Below are 12,051 nucleotides of genomic sequence, written 5' to 3' on the forward strand. Positions count from 1 at the left end.
AAGTAGCTTTATGGTAAATAATTCATAGCGTTTTCTAAGTAAGAACTCAGTAAAATATAATCTATATAGTCAAGCATTAGTTATTGATTATTTTATGGGATTTCAGAAAGTAATTCATCATCAAATACTTTGTATGTTAATAAATTAGCTTAAAATAAAATGGATACTAAAATTATTGTTCCAAAATAAAAAATAGAATTATATACATTTGCTGAGATAATAGAAAATTATATTTTCTATTTATACCACGATGAAAAATAAATAGTTTCAAAAATGATTACAATTATTGCTGCAATAGGTAAAAATAATGAGTTAGGAAAAGGGAACGATTTAATATGGCATTTACCTGCCGACCTAAAACGATTTAAAAAAGTAACCAGTGGTCATCATATTATTATGGGACGCAATACTTTTGAAAGCATAGGTAAACCTTTACCAAATAGAACAACTATTATTATAACAAGAAATAAAGCTTATACTAAAGAGGGCTGTTTAATAGTTAATAGTATTGAAGAAGCCATTGAATTAAGTAAAAATAACTCTGAAGTTTTTATAATAGGTGGAGCTCAAATATATAAGCAAGCCTTAGAAAGTAATTTAGTCGATAAATTAGATATTACCTTAGTTCATGAAAATTTTGAAGCGGATGTTTATTTTCCAAAAATAGATTCTTCAGTATGGAAAGAAGTATCAAGAGAAGATTTTATAGCTGATGAAAAAAATAAATATGATTATAGTTTCGTTTCTTATGTAAAGAAGTAATGATTTATAAAGAAACTGATGTATTAAGTGAATCTGAGAAAGAAGCAATAAGAATATTGTGGAATAGTGAGTACCCTCATGTAATTCAACATAAAAATAAAGAACATTTTGAGGAGTATCTATCTCAGCTAAAAAATAAAAAACATACCCTTATAATAAAAAATAATGAAGTTTTAGGTTGGTATTGCGACTTTATTAGAAAAAATGAATTGTGGTTTGCCATGATAATTGATGCTAAATTACAAGGTTTTGGAGAAGGAAGAAAACTAATTCAAAGGGCTAAGAGTAGAAATAAAGAATTGAATGGCTGGGTGGTTATTGAAAGTAACTATCTTAAGCAAAATAAAGAAGAATACAAATCTCCTATTAAATTTTATAAAAAGTTAGGATTCACACTTTTTTTTAATGAGAAACTAGAATCAAATAAGATGAATGCAATAAGAATTCAATGGAAATCTGAAGATAAATGTCATTAAAACTTACCTCAATAACTAAAACATACGGAGCACAAAAAGCTGTAAAAGCCATGTCTTTTTCAGTAGATAAAGGTGAAATAGTTGGTTTTTTAGGTCCGTAACGGAGCTGGGAAATCAACAACTATGAAAATAGTAGCTGGATACATAAAACCAACAGAAGGAAATGTTTTAGTTGATAATATTGATGTTGTTGAAAAAACAATAGAAGCACAAAAAAGAATAGGATATTTACCAGAACATAATCCGTTGTATTTGGATATGTATGTTCGGGAATATTTGCAGTTTCAAGCCTCAATTTATAAAATAGATTCTACTAAAATAGTAGAGGTTATAAAGACAGTGGGTTTGACTGATGAAGCACATAAAAAAATTAATCAATTATCAAAAGGCTATAGACAACGTGTTGGTTTGGCTGCAGCAATTTTACATGATCCTGAAGTATTGATATTAGACGAACCAACAACAGGTTTAGACCCCAATCAATTAGTTGAAATTCGACAATTAATAAAAGAGTTAGGAAAAAACAAAACAGTACTGTTATCAACACATATTATGCAAGAAGTTGAAGCCGTTTGTGATAGGGTACTACTAATTAATAAAGGAGAAGTAGTTATAGACAAAACTTTAAAAGAACTAAAATCAAGTAAGGAGCAAATTATTAAAGTAACATTTGATTATAAGTTAGAAGAACAGTTTATAAAGCGCTTACCAAATATCATATCTTTTAAAAACACCTCAGAAAATAACTGGATTTTAACTTTCGAATCAGAAGAAGATATGCGTCCAACAATATTTGATTTCGCCCAAGATAATGGACTTAAAATTCTTGGACTAAATACAGAAAATAAAAACTTAGAAAGTTTGTTTAGAGAATTAACAAATTAATGAACTAACTAAAACTAACACCCATCATCTTGAAAAGATAATAGCTGTTAGTTTTAGTTAGTTGTTTAGTATCTTATTTTCTTAAAAACAAATTTTGTTGTTTCTTCATCTTCAGAAGAAATCGTTAATACTCCAGTTTCCATATTATAAGAATATCTTGTTATGAGTTTAGGGTCATCTCTACCATAAACTACAGCATAAAAGTTATAAAAATAGGGTATAAAATTATCAAATAAATCATAATACTCCTTACAACCAAAGCTGTTTGGGTCTCCTGTTTTTGAAACAATCATATTATAAAATCCTATTTCACCACTGTAAACTTGTTTATGAACCTCAGGATCTAAATCTATTTTTCTAAACCCAGCCTTAAATACGTAACAGTATGGGTCACCAATTGATTCTATAAAGTCTCCACTCACTCTGAACCGTAATTTAATATTTTGTTCCAAATGAACCCCGCTTGTACTCTCAACCATTTTATAATTTCCAGCGATGAGTCTTCTGGCACTTTTCTCTGAAAATTTACCTAATTTAGTACCTCTCTTTTCAGTGTTAATATTGAAGTTTTCATCATCATTTGATGCGCAAGAAATAGCTAATAATGATAAAGAAAAAGTTATAATTTTAAAAAAAGTTTTCATGATTATTGTATTTTGTTAAAAACAAACTTTGTCGTTTCACCATCATTTGATAGAAGCGTTAATTGTTTACTTTCTATGTTGTATGTAAATTTTGTAATTAAAGAAGAATCTTCCGTATTTTCGAGAATCGTTTGTGGGTTCCAGAAATATGGGGCAAAATCTTCTAAAATATCATCAGCTTCTGAGCACTCTATAGGGGCATAAGTTGTTTGATCTAAATGTTGTAGTAAAAGCAAAGAATAAAAACCTATTTCTCCCCTATACATTGATCCAATAAGAGTTGGGTTAGAATCTATTTTTCGCAAAGAAACATTAAAGTCAAAACAATATGGATTGTTAATTGATTCTATTATAGGGCCTCTTGTACGAAATCGTACTTTAATTGTTTGTTTTTCATGTATCCCGCTTGTGCTATGAACAAGTTCATAGTTACCTTTTATAATATGTATAGTATTTCTGGTTAACCTGTTTTTTTGTTGTTTTATTTCTGTTTCAACTTTTATTGTTTGACTTAAAGCAATCTCCTCTTCTGAACTGTTTGAAGAACATGAAGATAGCAATACTGTTAAAGTAATTATTTTGAAAAAATGGTTCATAAATTTTTGTATTAAAGGTTGATTTTAAATTCATTTATAGTGTGAACTATGTTTTCTTAACAAAAAAACATAGCAACTATTATTTTAATTTTTACGTTTTAGATTCTCTTTGTGGCCCACTTTTTTGAACTTAAACTTCAAATTATAAAAAAAAAGATATTTTCTGTTAGAAAAATATCGTGGGCAAAGAAAGTCAAATTAAATAGGTTTTTTAATCAGGGATATGCATGAAAACCCATTAAGGGGTATCACTTACTTGGGCTATCATAGAAAGACTGATAGTTAATGCTGTTTTTTGTGAAGTTAAACATTAATAATAAAGGGTAATTATTTATAATAATTGTAATTTTTTGATGATTAGTTGGTTATTTCTATTGGTGTTTTGTAGAGTATTGTAATGGTTTTTGGGTATTAGCGAAGCATTCCTGATTCTTATCGTTACATAAATATTATAAAATAGATTTACCAATGGTTTAAAACAATTCTATTAAATATAATCTTAATTTAAAATAAGCTAATTGAAGTATCTTTCCTATTCTTTATTTTTAGATATCGGAATAAATCCATAAAACAAAAACTTAGAAAGTATGGTGAATCAAGGTGGTAAGTTTTTTTGTTAAAAAAAATAAAAATGGATGTTTTTAGTTTATATTTTCATACATTGCAGATGAAGGAGATTAATTGCTATTTGACAAAACTTGCTATTTGACAAAACTTGCTATTTGACAAAACTTGCTATTTGACAAAACTTGCTATTTGACAAAACTTGCTATTCCTTAGACTAGAATCAGAAACAAAAGTTATTGTGCTATAATATGGTGTTATCCGAAAAACCAAAAAAGAGTAGGGAAATAAAAAACGTAATAATATGAAAAAATTAAGTTTAGAAGCTTTAGAAGCTAGAGCAGAATTAGTAGTATCAAGTGAGTTGTTAAATTCTATTACTGGAGGTACAGAGAATGCTTGCCATGATGATAATTCAAAATCTGATAAGCCAAAACCTAAAGGGCCGGATGGAAACGGACGTCCTAATGTTCTTATAGACAGTTAAATATAATTGGTTAGGAAAAATTAAAAGAAGTATCATAAAATTAAATAAAACGATGAAAAAATTAAGTTTAGAAGCTTTAGAAGCTAGAGTAGAATTAGTAGTGTCAAGTGAGTTGTTAAATTCTATTTCTGGAGGTACAGAGAATGCTTGCCATGATGATAAGAAACCAAGGCCAATAATTAATAATTAATACCGGAAAAAACGATGAAAAAATTAAGTTTAGAAGCTTTAGAAGCTAGAGCAGAATTGGTAGTATCAAATGAGTTATTAAATACCATTTCTGGAGGAACAGAGAATGCTTGCCATGATGATAAGAAATCAATACCAGATCCACCAAAACCTAAAGGGCCTAATGGTAACGGTGGTCCTCTTATCATTATACATAGTTAAATATAATTGGTTAGGAAAAATTAAAAGAAGTATCATAAAATTAAATAAAAAACGATGAAAAAATTAAGTTTAGAAGCTTTAGAAGCTAGAGCAGAATTGGTAGTATCAAATGAGTTATTAAATACCATTTCTGGAGGTACAGAGAATGCTTGCCACGATAAAGTTAGGTTAATAATGGATTGATTTTTTTAAAAGATAAAATTAAATAAAAAACGATGAAAAAATTAAGTTTAGAAGCTTTAGAAGCTAGAGCAGAATTAGTAGTATCAAGTGAGTTGTTAAATTCTATTTCTGGAGGTACAGAGAATGCTTGCCATGATGATAAGAAACCAAGGCAAATAATTGAAGAATAACTAATACCGGAAAAAACGATGAAAAAATTAAGTTTAGAAGCTTTAGAAGCTAGAGCAGAATTAGTAGTGTCAAGTGAGTTGTTAAATTCTATTTCTGGAGGTACAGAGAATGCTTGTCATGATGATAATTCAAAACCTGATAAACCAAGAACAATAATTGTGACTTAAAAAAAGATAAAAATTAAGTTTAGAACCTTTAGAAAGCATAGTTTTTAAAATCTATTTTCATGATTTACATAAAATGTATGCCATGATTAGATAACGTACTCTAAAAATTATTCGATATTTATTTTAATTTTTTAACTAATAATCCTAAATAAATAGTATAGAAGTATAAGGTTAATTTTTTTAAAAAGGTTGCCAAAGGCAACCTTTTCTTTAATTGTAATTTTTACTTGAAAGTGATGAAAAATATAGTGAAAAAAAATAAAATAAAAATTGTAGAGACACTAAAATTATTAGTGTTTAAAGAAATCAGAACTTTGTTTGAAAAATTAGATTTCGATAATGATGCTACTTTTTTAGAGCCTTTATTGTTTTCTTATTTTAATAGTAAAAAAGATAATTCTTTTTCAAAAGAGATTTTAGAACAGATTTTACAGGGTTATTTTATTTCTAACGAAACAGTAAAACTTTCACAAAATATATTTAATAAAAAAGGTATAGCTTACATACCAGAAAAAGGATATTTTAAAAAAGGAAGTAAAAATATTGATAGTGCGATTTTAAAACAAGGTGATTTTGAAATTATTAAAGAGGTTCATCCTATTCAAGAAAAATACTTTATCGAATTTTCAAGAGGTCATGTTGAGAATGACAACCCTAAACATAAATCTGTTTGGAAAGATCATTACAAAGAATTATTTGAAGCTATTGAAATTATAAAAGAATACCTACCTGAGTTTTATCAAGAATTAATTTTTGCTAATAAGAAAATATACCTGCATGATAATCCTAAAATATTAAATTTTACATCTATTGAAACACTAGGTATGTTATATTTTTATGTTTTAGGAAATAAAAATATAATTTACTTTATAGAAGAATTAATTCATCAAGGTTCTCATAATTATTTATATTATGTAGTTCATAATCGAAAAGATTTTTTTAAGATTGATGTTGATAATTTAGTAATGAAAAATTTTACACTTCAAGAATGGGATTATAGAACTATATATGGGGCTTTTCATGGGTTATTCACTGTTTCCCAAAGAGTAAAATACTTTGACAGATTATTAATGAAAAAAATTTTTTCAGGCAGAGAGAAACATGAACTTCTTGGGCGTTTAACAGATCAGTTTTCAAGGTTTAGAACTGGTTTAGAGCTTTTAAATTTGGAGGATATATATACCGATAAGGGGCTTAAGTTTTATAAAAAGCTAGATAATGAGTGCGCTACTATTTTGAAAAAATATAATTTTTTACAAAAAGAGTTTGATCTTAGTAATCGAGAAGTTGATTTTAGGTACAGTGATTTTTGTATACTGAATTCTTTTGAAGATTTTATGGAGAAAGAAAATAAAGGATTGTTTAGTTTTCAATTAAAAAAATAAAGAATGAATGTAAGAATAATTATTGTTTTAATGTTGTTGTTTAAATCAACAATTTATGCTCAAAATAATTTTGATGGTGATTTTTTGTTCAAAAATGCATCGCTTATAACGATGAAAGAAGATAAATTGATAAAGAATAGTTCTTTATTAATTAAGGATGGTAAAATAAAAGAAATTCTTGTGGGAAAACTACCTAGCCTTAAAGTGAAAAAGATTATAGACTTAGGGGGGAAGTTTGTTATGCCAACACTTTCAGATGCTCACGTTCATTTACCTAAAGAAGAAAAAGAGTTTAAGAAATATCTAATTTTGAACTTAATAAACGGGGTAACTAATTTACGTTCAATGAGAGGGAAGTGGGAACATTTAAAATATAGAGATAAATACAATACAAAAGGTTCTATTTATCCTAAATTATTTTTATCAGCTCCACCAATTTCAAGAAGGTATGAGTTTACTAAAAATGAATTAGTTTCTTTTATGGAAGCAGCTAGAAAATTTGATTTTATAAAAATTCTTAGTATTAAAAACGAAAAGATATTTAAGCAACTTGATAGTTTATGTAAGAAAGAGAATATAAGTATCGGAGGTCATTTCCCATCAAATATTAATGATAAATACATATTTAACTCAAAGTATAAATCTTTTGAACATCTTGGGGGATTAGTTACAGATGGTGAAGCGTTCAAAGAAAGATTGAGTAAAATTAAAGAAAAAAACATTTTTATTTGCCCAACATTAAGCTGGTATGATATTGGTTCTGGTAGATATAATTATAAAGAGCTTCGGAACATGCCAGGAATGAATTTTATAGCAAAAGAGACTATAGATAATTGGATTGTAAAAACAAAAGCGTACAGAACGAAAATAGGAAAAAAAGAATATGAAAAGGAAGTAAGAGAAGAGCTAGATAAATTGAATAAAAAGTACATTGTAATTAAAAAGTTATATGATGTTGGTGTAAAAATGCTTTTGAGCCCTGATAGTTCTTCGAAATATATGGTTCCAGGTTTTGGGATGATAGGAGAAATGAAGTTGTTAAAAAAAGCAGGTTTAACGAACTATGCCATTTTAGAAATGGCAACTAAAAACTATGCTGAGTTTTTACAACAAAATAGAGGTACTTTAGAATTAAATAAAGAAGCAGAATTTTTGGTGTTAAATAAAAATCCATTAATAGATTTTGCAGCATTGGAAAAGATAGAATCTATTTTTTTAAATAATCAGTTTTTAGCTAAAAAAGACATTGAAGCATTATCTAAGTCAATAAGTTTCAATTAACATATGATAAAGAAGAAGTTTCCTTTTTACAGGCAATTAGATTATAGAGATTGTGGGCCTACTTGTTTAAGAATGGTGGCTAAATTTCACGGTAAGAATTTCTCAAGGGAATTTTTAAGAGAAAAATCGAGTATAACTAGAGAGGGTGTTACTATGGCTGGAATAGCTGACGCTGCTGAGGTAATTGAATTAAGAACCTTAGGGATGAGGCTTTCACTTGATAGTTTAATTAATGAGGCGCCAACGCCTTTTATTATTCCATGGAGGCAAAAACATTTTGTGGTAGTTTATAAAACATCTAAAACAAAAGTATTTCTTGCAGATCCTGCGCAAGGCTTATTAGAATATACTCATGATGAATTTCATAAAGCATGGACAAATGCACCCGATAACAATGGATTTGTATTATTGTTAGAGCCTAATGCGAAATTTTATGCATTGGAAGAAAATAATAGTAAAAGCGAAGGTTTTTCTTTCTTACTGCCATACATTAGGCCGTATAAAAAATTAATATATCAACTTTTTATAGGGTTAACTGTTGGTACTGCGATACAGTTTATACTTCCGTTTTTAATTCAATCTGTAGTTGATATAGGAGTAAATACGCAAGATATATCTTTTATTTATATTATTTTATTAGCTCAGTTAGTATTGTTTGTGTCTCAAACATTAGTTAGAATATTTAGGGAGTGGTTATTACTACATATTACAAGTAGGTTTAATATTAAATTGATTTCCGATTTTTTATATAAAATGCTTAAGTTACCAATTCCATATTTTGAGACAAGAAATACTGGAGAGCATTTACAAAGAGTTCAAGACCATAATAGAATTCAAAATTTTGTTTCTTCTTCTACTTTTAATATGGTATATTCTCTTGTTCTTTTTTTAGTTTTTAGTGCTGTATTGTGTTTCTATAACTTAAAAATTTTTATAGTATTTATAACTGGAGCGTTTTTATATATTGGTTGGACATTTTTCTTTTTGAAAAAAAGAGCCGAATTAGATTTTAAGCGATTTGATGAAATGTCTCAAAGCCAAACTTCATTAGTGCAAATTATTAATGGAGTTAAAGAAATTAAAATAAATAATTCTCACAGGAAAAATAGATGGAAATGGGAACAAATACAAATAAGTTTATTCAAAACCTCATTGAGCTCTTTACAGTTAGCACAATATCAATCTATAGGGTCAGGATTCATTAATGAGTTAAAAAATATTTTAATTACATTTCTTTCAGCTACAGCTGTTGTAAATGGTAATATAACATTAGGTATGATGTTGTCTATCCAATATATAGTAGGTCAATTAAATTTACCCTTGAGTAATTTCGTAAGCTTTATTCAGGTTTGGCAAGATGCTAAAATAAGTTTAGAAAGATTATTACAAGTTCATAACAAAAAAGATGAAGATAATTTATCTGAAAATAAAGTAAAAGAATTACCCGAAAATAAAGATGTTGTTATAAAAGATTTATGGTTTAGGTATGGGGGCAAGTCAAAACCGTTTGTTTTAAAAGGGATAAACTGTATATTACCTGAAGGTAAAACTACTGCTATTGTTGGCGCTAGTGGAAGTGGTAAAACTACATTGTTAAAACTATTATTAAAATTCTATGAACCAACTAGAGGAGAAATAGATATAAATAGTACAAATTTATCATTAATTAATAATGACTTCTGGCGAATGAATTGTGGTGCGGTTTTACAAGATACTTTTATTTTTAATGATAGTATTGCAGGGAATATATCAGAATCAGAACAAAATGAAATCATTAATAGAAAAAGATTAGAAAAAGCATCTTATATTTCTAATATAGCAGGGTTTATAGAAAAATTACCAAATAAATATAATACTGAATTAGGTACTTCTGGTATAAGGTTAAGCGGAGGGCAAGAACAAAGAATAATGATTGCTAGAGCTGTATATAAAAACCCTTTTTTTATTTTTTTTGATGAAGCAACAAGTGCTTTAGATGCTAACAATGAAAAGGTAATTATGGAGAACTTAAATGAGTTTATAAAAAACAGAACTTCAGTAATTGTAGCACATAGATTAAGTACAGTAAAAAATGCAGATAATATTATTGTTTTAGAAGATGGAGAAATAGTGGAAGAAGGCAATCATCAAGAACTAACTATAAAAAAAGGAAAGTACTATGAGTTGGTAAAAAATCAACTTGAATTAGGAAATTAAGATGGAAAATTTTGATCAAGAATTAAATGTTTATAGCGAACAAGTAAAAGATGTATTAACCTCTCCACCAAAAGCAATATTTAGATGGGGAAATACAATCCTATTCTTCTTTTTCGCTTTAGTGATTTTTTTAGTTTACATTATAAGATATCCTGATGTAATTGAAGGACAAGCTGTTTTAACAACAACTATTCCCCCACAAAAAGAATATGCTAAAGTTAGTGGTAAATTAGAGCAGTTGTTTATTAAAAATAACCAAGCAGTAAAGTCAGGTACACATATAGCTCTTATTGAAAATACAGCAAATTATAATGATATTAAATATTTAAGAGGGATTATTGATACTCTAACTCTTTCTTCTGAAAAATTTCAATTTCCAATTGAAAAATTACCAATGCTTTTTTTAGGAGAAATAGAAACAGCTTTTTCTAATTTTGAGAATAATTATATACTATATGTATTAAATAAAGAATCAAATGCATTCCTCTACGAGAATAGCAATGATAATTATACTATTATGCAATTGAAAAAGAGATTAGTTGCTGCTAAGAATCAAAGAAATATCAATGAAGAGGAACTTGTTTTTAAGAAAAAAAACATTGAAAGAATTAAAAAATTATATAAAAAAGGAGTTATTTCTGAACAAAATTATGAGTATGAAAAGTTAGAATTTTTAAAGGCAAAAAGAAGTTTTAATGATGTAAATATTACAATATCTCAAATTGAAGAAAGAATTAGTAATAGAAGCAATGATAAAAAACAATCAGAAGTAGCAAATGTTAGAAAAGAAATAAATCTATTAAAATCCGTATTACAATCCTTTGATCAATTAAAAAGAGCAATTAAAGAATGGGAGTATAAGTACCTAGTCAAAGCTAAAATAGATGGAACGGTTTCTTTTATGGATATTTGGAGTAAGAATCAAACAGTAAAAGTTAATGATTTTTTATTAACTATTATTCCCGCGGATTATGAGGAGTATGTATGTAAGATTCAAATACCAGTAATAAATTCAAGAAAATTAAAAATAGGACAGTCAGTTAATATAAAATTAAGTAGTTATCCCGATTATGAGTTTGGTGTTCTAAAAGGTAATTTAAATAAAATATCATTAATTCCAAATGAGAAAAATATGTATTTATTAGATGTTTCATTACCTAAAGGCTTATTGACAACGTACAATAAACAAATAGAATTTAATCAAGAAATGCATGGTGTTGCAGAGGTCATAACAGAAAACTTAAGATTAATTGAAAGAATTTTTTATAAATTTAAAATAATTTTTAATAAGAGTTAAAGACATGCGTCCAGTAATATTTGATTTAACTCAAGATAATGGATTTAAAGTTCTTGGAATAAATCCACAAAACAAAAACTTAGAAAGTATGGTGAATGAGTTATGCAAAAATTGACCATAAAAAATCAAGAAAAAGAATTTTTTAAAGGAGATTACCATTGCAAATTTTCATGAATAATACATTAGTCACACTTATAACAAACTAATTCAATTTCAATATCAATGCTATTCTTATTAGGTTTAGCCATTGGTATTAATGCACTAGAAGGTTTAGCTCCTTTTAAAAATTTATCGCGTTCTCTAAGAAATATTTCAAAAAACTCATTATCCATTCGAGTAGTATATTGTTTTATCATTGTGATGCACTCTGGTTTAGAGCCAGCTTCTTTTAATATTTTATTTAATTTTTTAAAAATAGTTTGTAATTGCTCCTCTAATGGTAAATGACCATTTTTTCCATATGCATTTATACCTGAAACATATATCATTTGAGCGTTTTTAGGAGCTATTGTTGCTAAGCTGTACGTTCGAACCAGGAAGTACATAAGTAGTTTTTTGTAATGTGTC

Annotated in this window: 15 protein-coding genes and 1 pseudogene; 13 read left to right on the plus strand and 3 right to left on the minus strand. The window is 27.4% G+C overall.

Annotated features, from left to right (window positions below):
* Positions 1–273 precede the first annotated feature (273 nt).
* The 3 genes and pseudogenes from ACMFBB_RS14005 to gldA all read left to right on the plus strand — a co-directional run bounded on the left by ACMFBB_RS14005 (position 274) and on the right by gldA (position 2,123).
* Positions 274–762, plus strand: a complete 489-nt coding sequence (locus ACMFBB_RS14005) for a dihydrofolate reductase (RefSeq protein ID WP_435261379.1) — start codon at positions 274–276, stop codon at positions 760–762.
* Positions 762–1,238, plus strand: coding sequence for a GNAT family N-acetyltransferase (locus ACMFBB_RS14010; RefSeq protein WP_435261380.1), 477 nt, complete (start codon positions 762–764; stop codon positions 1,236–1,238). The genes ACMFBB_RS14005 and ACMFBB_RS14010 overlap by 1 nt, the downstream gene beginning before the upstream one ends.
* Positions 1,229–2,123, plus strand: a pseudogene (gene gldA / locus ACMFBB_RS14015) (gliding motility-associated ABC transporter ATP-binding subunit GldA). Before ACMFBB_RS14010 ends, gldA begins: the two are co-directional and overlap by 10 nt.
* Before the next feature lie 65 nt (positions 2,124–2,188).
* Here gldA and ACMFBB_RS14020 read toward each other — a convergent pair.
* Complete coding sequence (locus ACMFBB_RS14020) at positions 2,189–2,767, minus strand: hypothetical protein (protein WP_435261381.1); 579 nt, start codon at positions 2,765–2,767, stop codon at positions 2,189–2,191.
* Positions 2,768–2,769: 2 nt separating this feature from the next.
* Positions 2,770–3,363 (minus strand): hypothetical protein, encoded by a 594-nt coding sequence (locus ACMFBB_RS14025; RefSeq protein WP_435261382.1) that lies wholly within the window; start codon positions 3,361–3,363, stop codon positions 2,770–2,772.
* Between the two features lie 868 nt (positions 3,364–4,231).
* Here ACMFBB_RS14025 and ACMFBB_RS14030 point away from each other — a divergent pair.
* From ACMFBB_RS14030 to ACMFBB_RS14075, 10 genes are all read left to right on the plus strand, one after another.
* Positions 4,232–4,414 carry a hypothetical protein gene (locus tag ACMFBB_RS14030; protein ID WP_435261383.1) on the plus strand — a complete coding sequence of 61 codons (183 nt, stop codon included), beginning with the start codon at positions 4,232–4,234 and terminating at the stop codon, positions 4,412–4,414.
* Positions 4,415–4,466: 52 nt separating this feature from the next.
* Positions 4,467–4,604 (plus strand): hypothetical protein, encoded by a 138-nt coding sequence (locus ACMFBB_RS14035; RefSeq protein WP_435261384.1) that lies wholly within the window; start codon positions 4,467–4,469, stop codon positions 4,602–4,604.
* A 14-nt stretch (positions 4,605–4,618) separates the two neighbouring features.
* Complete coding sequence (locus tag ACMFBB_RS14040) at positions 4,619–4,804, plus strand: hypothetical protein (RefSeq protein ID WP_435261385.1); 186 nt, start codon at positions 4,619–4,621, stop codon at positions 4,802–4,804.
* A 54-nt stretch (positions 4,805–4,858) separates the two neighbouring features.
* A complete protein-coding gene (locus tag ACMFBB_RS14045) occupies positions 4,859–4,987 on the plus strand; it encodes a hypothetical protein (protein ID WP_435261386.1) in 129 nt (42 codons plus the stop codon).
* A gap of 32 nt (positions 4,988–5,019) precedes the next feature.
* Positions 5,020–5,157, plus strand: coding sequence for a hypothetical protein (locus tag ACMFBB_RS14050; RefSeq protein ID WP_435261387.1), 138 nt, complete (start codon positions 5,020–5,022; stop codon positions 5,155–5,157).
* An 18-nt stretch (positions 5,158–5,175) separates the two neighbouring features.
* The gene (locus ACMFBB_RS14055) at positions 5,176–5,325 is read left to right on the plus strand and encodes a hypothetical protein (RefSeq protein ID WP_435261388.1); all 150 of its coding nucleotides are present in this window, start codon (positions 5,176–5,178) and stop codon (positions 5,323–5,325) included.
* Between the two features lie 236 nt (positions 5,326–5,561).
* Positions 5,562–6,710 (plus strand): hypothetical protein, encoded by a 1,149-nt coding sequence (locus ACMFBB_RS14060; protein ID WP_435261389.1) that lies wholly within the window; start codon positions 5,562–5,564, stop codon positions 6,708–6,710.
* A 3-nt stretch (positions 6,711–6,713) separates the two neighbouring features.
* Entirely contained in the window at positions 6,714–7,991 is a 1,278-nt protein-coding gene (locus tag ACMFBB_RS14065) for an amidohydrolase family protein (RefSeq protein WP_435261390.1), read from the plus strand.
* 3 nt (positions 7,992–7,994) lie between these two features.
* Positions 7,995–10,187, plus strand: coding sequence for a peptidase domain-containing ABC transporter (locus ACMFBB_RS14070; protein WP_435261391.1), 2,193 nt, complete (start codon positions 7,995–7,997; stop codon positions 10,185–10,187).
* A gap of 1 nt (position 10,188) precedes the next feature.
* Positions 10,189–11,484 (plus strand): HlyD family secretion protein, encoded by a 1,296-nt coding sequence (locus ACMFBB_RS14075; protein WP_435261392.1) that lies wholly within the window; start codon positions 10,189–10,191, stop codon positions 11,482–11,484.
* A gap of 182 nt (positions 11,485–11,666) precedes the next feature.
* On the opposite strand, the gene ACMFBB_RS14080 is transcribed toward ACMFBB_RS14075, so the two are convergent.
* Positions 11,667–12,029 carry a RidA family protein gene (locus ACMFBB_RS14080; protein WP_435261393.1) on the minus strand — a complete coding sequence of 121 codons (363 nt, stop codon included), beginning with the start codon at positions 12,027–12,029 and terminating at the stop codon, positions 11,667–11,669.
* Positions 12,030–12,051 lie beyond the last annotated feature (22 nt).

The sequence above is a fragment of the Tenacibaculum sp. nBUS_03 genome (genome assembly GCF_051201695.1).
GTDB lineage: Bacteria > Bacteroidota > Bacteroidia > Flavobacteriales > Flavobacteriaceae > Polaribacter.

Coding starts and splice junctions, on each gene's coding strand:
- ACMFBB_RS14050 (WP_435261387.1), top strand. CDS start 5,020: ATGAAAAAATTAAGTTTAGAAGCTTTAGAAGCTAGAGCAGAATTAGTA.
- ACMFBB_RS14020 (WP_435261381.1), bottom strand. CDS start 2,767: ATGAAAACTTTTTTTAAAATTATAACTTTTTCTTTATCATTATTAGCT.
- ACMFBB_RS14070 (WP_435261391.1), top strand. CDS start 7,995: ATGATAAAGAAGAAGTTTCCTTTTTACAGGCAATTAGATTATAGAGAT.
- ACMFBB_RS14045 (WP_435261386.1), top strand. CDS start 4,859: ATGAAAAAATTAAGTTTAGAAGCTTTAGAAGCTAGAGCAGAATTGGTA.
- ACMFBB_RS14080 (WP_435261393.1), bottom strand. CDS start 12,029: ATGTACTTCCTGGTTCGAACGTACAGCTTAGCAACAATAGCTCCTAAA.
- ACMFBB_RS14065 (WP_435261390.1), top strand. CDS start 6,714: ATGAATGTAAGAATAATTATTGTTTTAATGTTGTTGTTTAAATCAACA.
- ACMFBB_RS14030 (WP_435261383.1), top strand. CDS start 4,232: ATGAAAAAATTAAGTTTAGAAGCTTTAGAAGCTAGAGCAGAATTAGTA.
- ACMFBB_RS14055 (WP_435261388.1), top strand. CDS start 5,176: ATGAAAAAATTAAGTTTAGAAGCTTTAGAAGCTAGAGCAGAATTAGTA.
- ACMFBB_RS14075 (WP_435261392.1), top strand. CDS start 10,189: ATGGAAAATTTTGATCAAGAATTAAATGTTTATAGCGAACAAGTAAAA.
- ACMFBB_RS14040 (WP_435261385.1), top strand. CDS start 4,619: ATGAAAAAATTAAGTTTAGAAGCTTTAGAAGCTAGAGCAGAATTGGTA.
- ACMFBB_RS14060 (WP_435261389.1), top strand. CDS start 5,562: ATGAAAAATATAGTGAAAAAAAATAAAATAAAAATTGTAGAGACACTA.
- ACMFBB_RS14035 (WP_435261384.1), top strand. CDS start 4,467: ATGAAAAAATTAAGTTTAGAAGCTTTAGAAGCTAGAGTAGAATTAGTA.
- ACMFBB_RS14025 (WP_435261382.1), bottom strand. CDS start 3,363: ATGAACCATTTTTTCAAAATAATTACTTTAACAGTATTGCTATCTTCA.
- ACMFBB_RS14010 (WP_435261380.1), top strand. CDS start 762: ATGATTTATAAAGAAACTGATGTATTAAGTGAATCTGAGAAAGAAGCA.
- ACMFBB_RS14005 (WP_435261379.1), top strand. CDS start 274: ATGATTACAATTATTGCTGCAATAGGTAAAAATAATGAGTTAGGAAAA.